Origin of the sequence: Endozoicomonas sp. ONNA1, assembly GCF_024606325.1 — a bacterium.
In the GTDB taxonomy this organism is placed as follows: domain Bacteria; phylum Pseudomonadota; class Gammaproteobacteria; order Pseudomonadales; family Endozoicomonadaceae; genus Endozoicomonas_A.
Genome location: NZ_JAHHPN010000104.1, coordinates 1 through 7,804, shown reverse-complemented (window position 1 = coordinate 7,804; position 7,804 = coordinate 1). Strand labels below are relative to the sequence as shown.

Sequence of the window (7,804 nt, the reverse complement as noted above, 5' to 3'; positions counted from 1 at the left end):
ATGAAAGCTTTACGCATTCTATCTTTAGCGATATTCGTGTTTTTCCTTGTTACGGGACACGATGTGAAATCTGCGCGATTGACTCCTCTCTTCACATAGATTTGCGCCAGTGAACTCTGTAACAAAACCCCTCGCGTGGGACAATTACAACGTAATTCATAGTTTTCTTTGAGAAAATCCATTGTCTCTTTTGACACGGAACCAAAGTTACACTCATGTTCGTCATCAATGCCAATAAGAAGAACAACTACTTTATTCAATGCTTCCGATTCAGTGTATTTTTTTACCAGAGGCAAGCTAATAGGATGCCCTGGCAGGTCAGGGAAACTCATAAATAATACTGAGTTCTTATCAAAAAACGAGGGAGTAATATCATCGCTCGTCAAATCTTTATCATTGACCTTAAGAAATGGAGAAAGATTTTTCTCTGCTACGCCATGATCTTCTTTACAGTAAAGACTTCGGGCAGGTGAATAGTCGTAAGGTCTTACAGTAAAGCCAGCCACGGCAAATAGCGCACTGTGATAACAAAAAGGCCCTGATCCTGCATCAATGATAACAGTGTCTTTTGGATCAAGATTTAAGTCGTCCTCAAGAAAACTGCGAACCTCATCAAACTCTGACGACAATAATGGAGCATATGTTACGACGTCACCGGCTAAGCGATCTTTAGGCTTAACCATATACTTATGATAATTGATTAATCCAACTATTGAGTCTTCTGAAATATCGCAAATATCACGGCATTCAGTTGGTCTACTACTAAGCTCAGACTTCTTGCCGGGATGAGCTTCTGCCTTAAAAATCCCTTGACAGTAAATAGGGACAACACTTTTGGAATCGGTAAAGTCCAGTTTTGGTTTGCGCTCAGCCGCTTCAAAAGCGTTTACACCAAAAGCAACTGCTCTGGAGGAAATTCCGGTCTCTTTTTGATCTTTTTGTCTTGCTGCAGGATCGGATGTGAAATCTGCCTGACTGACCCCAGATGGCCCACCTCTGAAAAGGCTGACGGTTTTGCCGTAGGCATTGCCTTGACTCATGGCAGTGTAATCTAAAGTACTGGCTTCAACGCTGTTCGGTTTGGGACTTTGTCCCTGATATGGTGGTAATTGATCCATCGTTTTTTTCTCCATCTTTATTTGTCTTTATTCATGAACAAAGAACATGTGTCATATTGACCAGCAAATTTAACGAAAGTTCCACAACAAAGGGGTAGCAAAACAAGTGGGTTCTTTCGCCCTGATGATTCTGACGATGGAGTAGATGTACGTATCTACCACGCCTCAGTGGGCCAGGCCAGGCAGAGGAGGTGGGTTCTCAGTAAGACAGGACCGGCTCAGGCTGTCCTCATTGTCGCGATGTGCTTGCCATCATGTTCTGCTGCAGTTTTGCAGCCCTTTCACGTTTGTCCATCGACTTCCAGAGATCCACCAGAGCCGAGTCGATTTTAAAATCCCCACAGGGCTGGGTGAGCCTGTCCTCACTGGTATCAAGTTGCTTGTGACTCATTTTCAGCAGTATTTTTTCAGACCTTTCAAGTTTGCGCATCTCCAGCGCAGTCTTAACATGTTTCTCCTCAAACCATTGGTGAAACACCTTTAGAGAGGGCGTTTGGCTTACCGCAGCTTTCGAGTCTGCATTCGTTGAGGATGTTCCTGTTACGGTATCTGGTGCGAAATTTACGCGATTGACTTCAAATGCCTCATCACCGACAGTGCTGACAGGTCTACCGGAGAGATTGCCTGTACTCTCTGTAGCATCAACTGTAGCAGCACCTTTAGCAGTGTAAGCAGAGGCATTTTTTCTCTGATCACATGGGGTATTAGCTAATCGATCCATCGTTTTTCTCCAATTTTTACTCAGTACGAAGGTAAGTTACTTTCAAAGAGTGCTTGTAAATATCGACCAGTGAATTAAACGAAAGTTCCAAAAAAAAGAGTTGCAGAACTGACGGTTGAGCAGAAGAAGAGAATCTGGTGTCTTGAATATATCCAAGTACGAAACGCTTGACACTGAGCCATGGCAGACTTGATGGGACTGGTTACTAAGAAATGTCTGACGAACATTGCGGGGAAATCAGTTTTCGGCTGATATTAGTTATTTAACATAATATATATTATGCGAACTTATGATTATCAAAGAAACCGGCACTGCATGCCGGTGTCATTATCTGGAATTTCTCTTAACTCTCAGTCTTTGCCGATCTCAAAAGATGAACTTCCACTTCACCGATTTACCTGGACTCTGCCTTATAGACATTCTCAAAGCAGAAATTAGTCGCTTCTATGTAACCTTCAATACTGCCACAGTCAAAGCGAGTTCCCTTGAACTTATAGGCGAGAACCAGACCGGTCTTGCATTGTTCACGCAGAGCGTCTGTAATCTGGATTTCACCATTACTGCCAGGCGGAGTTTCTCTGATTATATCGAAGATGTCAGGCGTCAGAATATAGCGGCCAATAATGGCCATGTTACTGGGTGCTTCACCTTGAGCTGGTTTTTCAACCATATCTTCAACACGGTAAAGCCCGGGCTTGATCATTTCACCGCTGATGACCCCATACTTGCAAGCCTCGTCGACAGGCACTTCTTCAATGGCGACGATACTGCAACGGAATTGCTTGTAAAGTTTAACCATCTGGGACAGAACACCTGTTCCCTCAAGATTAATGCAAAGATCATCGGCTAAAACGACAGCAAACGGCTCATCTCCAATCAGGGTTTCTCCGGTCAGGATGGCATGACCCAGTCCTTTCATTTCACGCTGACGTGTATAGGAAAACGTACATTCGTCCATCAAGCCTCGAATACCCGAAAGGGTTTCTTCCTTGGCTGTTCCCTGAATCTGGTGTTCCAGTTCATAATTAATATCGAAATGGTCGTCTAGAGCCCGTTTACCACGGCCTGTAACGATGCAAATCTCATGCAGACCACTTTGTAAGGCTTCGTCAACGCCATACTCAATCAGGGGTTTATTGACGATGGGCATCATTTCCTTAGGCATAGACTTGGTCGCAGGCAGGAAGCGCGTACCGTAACCAGCGGCAGGAAAAAGGCATTTCTTGATCATGGGTTAACAGTGCCCTTGGTTGTTTCAAAGCATAACAGCCACGTTATCTTTGTATTAAAATAGACGACCTGACTCTTAAAATTTGCCAGATCAGTATAAAACTGTCTAATATTTGTTCTGGTACCTCTGTTGTTGCACCCGTTGTGCAGTATTGCTTTAGAGGCCGAAGAAAAAGAAGTATACGACGCCTTAAGCTCACAGCGTACCCATAACCTAACTTAAAGGTAGATTAATAATGACACTTAAAGGTCTGATTAAACTTACCCACCTACTTCAGGAATACCCACTAACTATTATCCAGTGGCAAATCTTACTGGTAGTGGCTGAAAATCCCGGTGAAACTATAACTGACCTGGTGAATGCTGAAAAGCTGACCTGCGGCACGCCCAGTGATATCGCTGTCAGTGTGAAGCGTCTGGGTGAAGGTCGTCACGACCGTCCTGGTCTGGGTCTTATTAAAAAAGCTCAACATGAGGACGATGGACGTTATTTCAAGCTGACCTTAACCCCCAAAGGTAAAAAGCTGGTCGAGAAAATAAAATCAAAAGCGCGCTATATTAAATGACGCTTCCTTTTGGGCTCAGGAATGCTGCTGATGGGTGTTTTAACTAGTACGATATTCCAGCTTGAGCCCTCAATTCTGTATGCCTTACGCCCGTTTTTTGTTGGTTCCACCAGATGGATCTTTAGTACCTGCTTAATTCATGACTCTCCCGAGCTTCTCTTAAGCAGGCCCTAATCATCAAAGCGTATACCCAGTCAGTCTGATCAGTTGGGTCTTGCCGCCCAGGCTGCGCACCAGCCACCCTCTTCTACTCTGCGACCGGCAAACAGTGTACAGCCATTATTCTTAGCGGACTCAAAGAACATACAGTTTTTACAGACATCCCCTTCCTTATATTTTGGATTACCCTTGGCCTCAGAAGCCTTCTTTACGTAGTTAAGTGCTTTAGCCTGTGGCTCGTCTTCCTGAACTTCGTCTGTAGGGGCTGGTGCTGCAGCAGTGTCGATTACAACTAAAGGGATTAAGCCGCAAACCAGTCCCAGTTGGATAAACTTTCTTCTATCCATTTTTAGTCCTCATCGTGTGTCGTTTGACAGAATTCTTTTGTACGCAATCCAATTCAAAGCAGATCTTTTTCTTTCTCTAAAAAACTATTTCTTACTACCGGTAAGTTCAGTTACCGGTAGTAATTAAAAAACTTTAATACCATTAATACCAGTATTATAATACTGGTATTAATGGTTCAGAAACGGGTATGAAATCATGGATAACAAGGCCAACGGCGAGAATCAGAAGGATATTCAGCGTAGAGAGCTTGTTTTCAGAGTTCTGGACGACCTCAAAACCAGAGGCGAACGTATTAATGCCGATAAGCTGGCCCGAATTGCCAAAATGGGGAAACAGACGGTGTTGCCCTATTACAATGAATGGCGCTTTCTGGATGATGCCCAGAAAGAGGTCGATGATGAGCTCCCTGCTGATTTGGTGCGTGTGCTAAAACGCTCACTCATCCAATGGAAACATGATGCAACCGCCTCGCAACGTGATTTTGAAGATCAGGCCAACCAGGAAATTGATGAACTACAACAAGTAGTACAGAAGCTGACTGAGGAAGGAATGAATCTAAAACAGCAGTTGGAGCAGTTGACGGATGAAAATAAGGTGTTACGAGAAAGTGGAGAGAGGCTAAATCAACAACAGTCTGAGCATGAGAAAAGCATCATTCAGTTGAAGGAACAGCTAAACACAGAGATCGAAAAAAATAAGAAGCATGAGGCAGTGATTGCTTCCAGCAAAGAAGAACATACCCAAGCCCTCGCCTCTTTGGAGACAAAGCTTGACAGCCAGTACCAGGCACAAATCAATCACTGGATCAAAACCGTCGACAATGAGCGTCGACTAAGAGCCAATGTTGAATCAAAGCTTGTGAAACAAAAAGAGTCCGGGCTGACTGCCGAAAAGGCGCATAATGAAATCCAATATCGATTGGAAGCCAAGTCCAAAGCTCATCTCGAAGCCTGCGAAGAAAGGAATCATTACAAGGCCATCGTCAAAGAATCAAAGCCACTGCTTCAAGTTATCAAGGAAATAACATTGCTTCTGAACCTCCCTGCCGAGGCCCTTTCCAGCGCAGTGCGGCAGCTATTAGATGCAGAACATAAGGCCCGGCATGATCAGGATGCTATTAAAGAGTGCAGGAAGCAGCAAGCAGCCCTTGAGCTCAAAAACCTGTCATTACAGAAAGAGCTTGATTCAACAAGAACACTGGAGCATGAAGTTGCACGGCTCAAGGGCTATAACGATGCCCTAAAACTCACCATTGAACAAAACAAAGAAAATAAGTCATGAACTTACCTGCTCTTTCAGAACTTCTGAATCTTCCCGGGAGTGACCATCAGTACAACCCATCATCGTTAAGTACTGATATGACAGGCGCTGTCAATGACAGTGAAATTCTTACTCTGTTTTTGAACAAATCCGCAGCTCGTTCTAACGAGACACTCAGACGCTACGAGAGAGAAATCCTGCGTTTCAGCGCCTGGTTATATCAAGATATTGGGGCGAGCTATAAGGAAGTTCGTCTAAAGCATCTTCAGATGTATCTTCATCATATACAAAATCTGCCGGATCGCTGGTTAGAGCAAGGTGTTCTCCCCGGGCAACCCGAAAGAATACTCTTTAAAGCGTCTATCAAACCCGGAAAAAGCACCGATCAGGTGATTGATGTACTCTCATCTTTCTTTTCTTTCCTGGAGAAAAATCGATACACGCTGGGCAATCCCGCTGTTTCTTTGATTCGTTCCGGAGAAAAGCTGGCCCGAGGTACTTCTACTATCCGCTTCTTCCATGAAGAAGAATGGCAACACTTGCTGAATTGCCTCGAGCTACAAACGCAAAGTGAGCACGTATCCAAATCAGAGTCAGCAAGAACACGTTATATCATCATGCTGGGCTACAGCCTCGGGCTTCGAGAGTCTGAAATGACCGAACACAGCTGTAATGATATTCATCCAGGTATTGAGGGAGGCTACTTTCTCAGCATCCTGGGGAAAGGTCGAAAGCGCCGTCAGCTACCACTAAACAATAAGCTCATTGAAGAGATCAGGGCATTCAGACATAGTGTTCAGTGTGAAGGTCTGTCAGGGGACAATTTCCCATTGGCCCCAAGGACGCGCAGAATTCAGGGCAAAATAGGCGGACTTTCCTCCAGAGGTCTGCGTTTCTGGTGGCAAAGTTTTATGGATTTCTGCGCCTCTGAATCAGACAACAGCCAGCAGGCAACCCGATTTAAAGTTATGCCTTTCCATGCTCTGCGACATACTGCACTGACACACCTTGCCCGTCACATGAAGATAGAGGATCTGGCCATTTTTGCGGGCCATGACTCCATCAACACCACCAGCCAGTACTATCACACCGAGGCCAAGAGATTGAAACAAATGACGGAAACTCATTTTCTCTGAATCACCAACAGCCTTAATCCGCTCCTGCTAAAGTTATTGAGAGAGCATCACATGGCCAGGGAAGGACATGAATTTCTGTAAGAGCTGCCGAAAGCCAATCCATGGAAATGGCCTGGAAGCCTTGGGCAGTCACTGGCACCTGCACTGTTTTAATTGTCGAACCTGCAAAAAGCCTCTGCTAAACAAATCATTTGTTGGCTTTAATGGCCGACCTTTCCATCCACGCTGCCTGAAATGCCCCGGATGCCGAAAAACCATCAACGACAGATACATAGAAAACGATGGTATGCCCTGGCATCCGGACTGCTACCAAAAACAGAATAACCCGCTCTGTGCCGTCTGTCGCAAGCCCCTCCATGAATATTATTTAATGGATTTTTGGGGTAATACCTTTTGCGACACACACCAGGACTACACCACTTGCTCAAGTTGCAGTCGGATAGTGTGCAAAAACATCACCGATGGCGGAATGTCCTTCCCGGATGGACTGGTGATTTGCAACCTCTGCAATCTACGCGGCGTAGTCAACCAGGAACAGGGAGACAGAATCATGGAGCAGATGCGCTCTGCCCTATCTTCTGTAGGATTGAATCTACATCAATCCAATACCCCACTAACACTCTGTGGCCGTGATGAACTTCGGGAAGCCAGCCGACATAACTTTCATAATGAAAGGCCGATACTGGGACTAACCCGATGGAGTACCTCTACAACACCCAATGGCCAGGTGATCGCCAGAGAGTTCAACGATATTCTGATTCAAAAGCATTTGCCGGAGGAACATTTTCGAACCGTAGCCATCCATGAGTTAACCCACGCCTGGCTCTTCTATAACAACTATCGTGACCTGCCACTGGAAGTCGAAGAAGGCATGTGTGTCATGATGGAGTACATCTGGTTGAAAAATCAGGCCACAAAAGATGCAGAATTCCGGAGAATAGCCATAGAAACAAGTGACGACCCTATCTACGGTCTCGGTTTTCAGAAAGCCAGAGCCTCCCTGAAATTAATGCCCTTGAAAACCCTGTTGCAATTTATCAAGGAACGGCGAGAGTTTCCTACCCGTTGGTCTGCCTTCTTCTATCACTGAATGGCTGCGCAATTCTTGTTAAACTTATCGAAAGGTTAAAAAAGAAATAGATAATAGTCATACATACTAAGATGGCATGCATTGTTCGGGAGTGATTAGTAAAGCGATATTTTAGAGAGAATGGAGGCGAGTACCGGAGTCGAACCGGTCTAAATGGAGTTGCAGTCCACTGCATA

At 44.9% G+C, this 7,804-nt stretch carries 8 protein-coding genes; 4 read left to right on the top strand and 4 right to left on the bottom strand.

The genetic code is table 11. From position 1 onward, the window contains the following. The 3 genes from KDK19_RS02365 to galU all read right to left on the bottom strand — a co-directional run. Positions 1-1,118: hypothetical protein (locus KDK19_RS02365; protein ID WP_257291272.1), on the bottom strand; the 1,118-nt coding region annotated here is incomplete at its 3' end. 229 nt (positions 1,119-1,347) lie between these two features. Continuing rightward, the gene (locus KDK19_RS02360) at positions 1,348-1,839 is read right to left on the bottom strand and encodes a hypothetical protein (RefSeq protein ID WP_257279501.1); all 492 of its coding nucleotides are present in this window, start codon (positions 1,837-1,839) and stop codon (positions 1,348-1,350) included. A gap of 394 nt (positions 1,840-2,233) precedes the next feature. Beyond that, positions 2,234-3,070, bottom strand: coding sequence for a UTP--glucose-1-phosphate uridylyltransferase GalU (galU, locus tag KDK19_RS02355; RefSeq protein ID WP_257254824.1), 837 nt, complete (start codon positions 3,068-3,070; stop codon positions 2,234-2,236). A gap of 235 nt (positions 3,071-3,305) precedes the next feature. Here galU and KDK19_RS02350 point away from each other — a divergent pair, with 235 nt between their 5' ends. Beyond that, positions 3,306-3,635, top strand: coding sequence for a MarR family winged helix-turn-helix transcriptional regulator (locus KDK19_RS02350; protein WP_034841414.1), 330 nt, complete (start codon positions 3,306-3,308; stop codon positions 3,633-3,635). Between the two features lie 203 nt (positions 3,636-3,838). Here KDK19_RS02350 and KDK19_RS02345 read toward each other — a convergent pair whose 3' ends face one another. Continuing rightward, the gene (locus KDK19_RS02345; RefSeq protein ID WP_257291271.1) at positions 3,839-4,141 is read right to left on the bottom strand and encodes a high-potential iron-sulfur protein; all 303 of its coding nucleotides are present in this window, start codon (positions 4,139-4,141) and stop codon (positions 3,839-3,841) included. 196 nt (positions 4,142-4,337) lie between these two features. Here KDK19_RS02345 and KDK19_RS02340 point away from each other — a divergent pair, with 196 nt between their 5' ends. The 3 genes from KDK19_RS02340 (at position 4,338) to KDK19_RS02330 (ending at position 7,628) form a co-directional block, all read left to right on the top strand. Then, positions 4,338-5,423 (top strand): DNA-binding protein, encoded by a 1,086-nt coding sequence (locus KDK19_RS02340; RefSeq protein WP_257254826.1) that lies wholly within the window; start codon positions 4,338-4,340, stop codon positions 5,421-5,423. Next, a complete protein-coding gene (locus KDK19_RS02335) occupies positions 5,420-6,538 on the top strand; it encodes a tyrosine-type recombinase/integrase (protein ID WP_257254827.1) in 1,119 nt (372 codons plus the stop codon). The genes KDK19_RS02340 and KDK19_RS02335 overlap by 4 nt, the downstream gene beginning before the upstream one ends. Positions 6,539-6,605: 67 nt before the next feature. Further along, complete coding sequence (locus KDK19_RS02330; RefSeq protein WP_257254828.1) at positions 6,606-7,628, top strand: protein DA1; 1,023 nt, start codon at positions 6,606-6,608, stop codon at positions 7,626-7,628. The last annotated feature ends 176 nt before the right edge of the window (positions 7,629-7,804 follow it).

Bases quoted from the DNA above. Each gene is read 5' to 3' on its own strand.
- KDK19_RS02360 (WP_257279501.1), bottom strand. From the start codon at position 1,839: ATGGATCGATTAGCTAATACCCCATGTGATCAGAGAAAAAATGCCTCT.
- galU (WP_257254824.1), bottom strand. From the start codon at position 3,070: ATGATCAAGAAATGCCTTTTTCCTGCCGCTGGTTACGGTACGCGCTTC.
- KDK19_RS02350 (WP_034841414.1), top strand. From the start codon at position 3,306: ATGACACTTAAAGGTCTGATTAAACTTACCCACCTACTTCAGGAATAC.
- KDK19_RS02345 (WP_257291271.1), bottom strand. From the start codon at position 4,141: ATGGATAGAAGAAAGTTTATCCAACTGGGACTGGTTTGCGGCTTAATC.
- KDK19_RS02340 (WP_257254826.1), top strand. From the start codon at position 4,338: ATGGATAACAAGGCCAACGGCGAGAATCAGAAGGATATTCAGCGTAGA.
- KDK19_RS02335 (WP_257254827.1), top strand. From the start codon at position 5,420: ATGAACTTACCTGCTCTTTCAGAACTTCTGAATCTTCCCGGGAGTGAC.
- KDK19_RS02330 (WP_257254828.1), top strand. From the start codon at position 6,606: ATGAATTTCTGTAAGAGCTGCCGAAAGCCAATCCATGGAAATGGCCTG.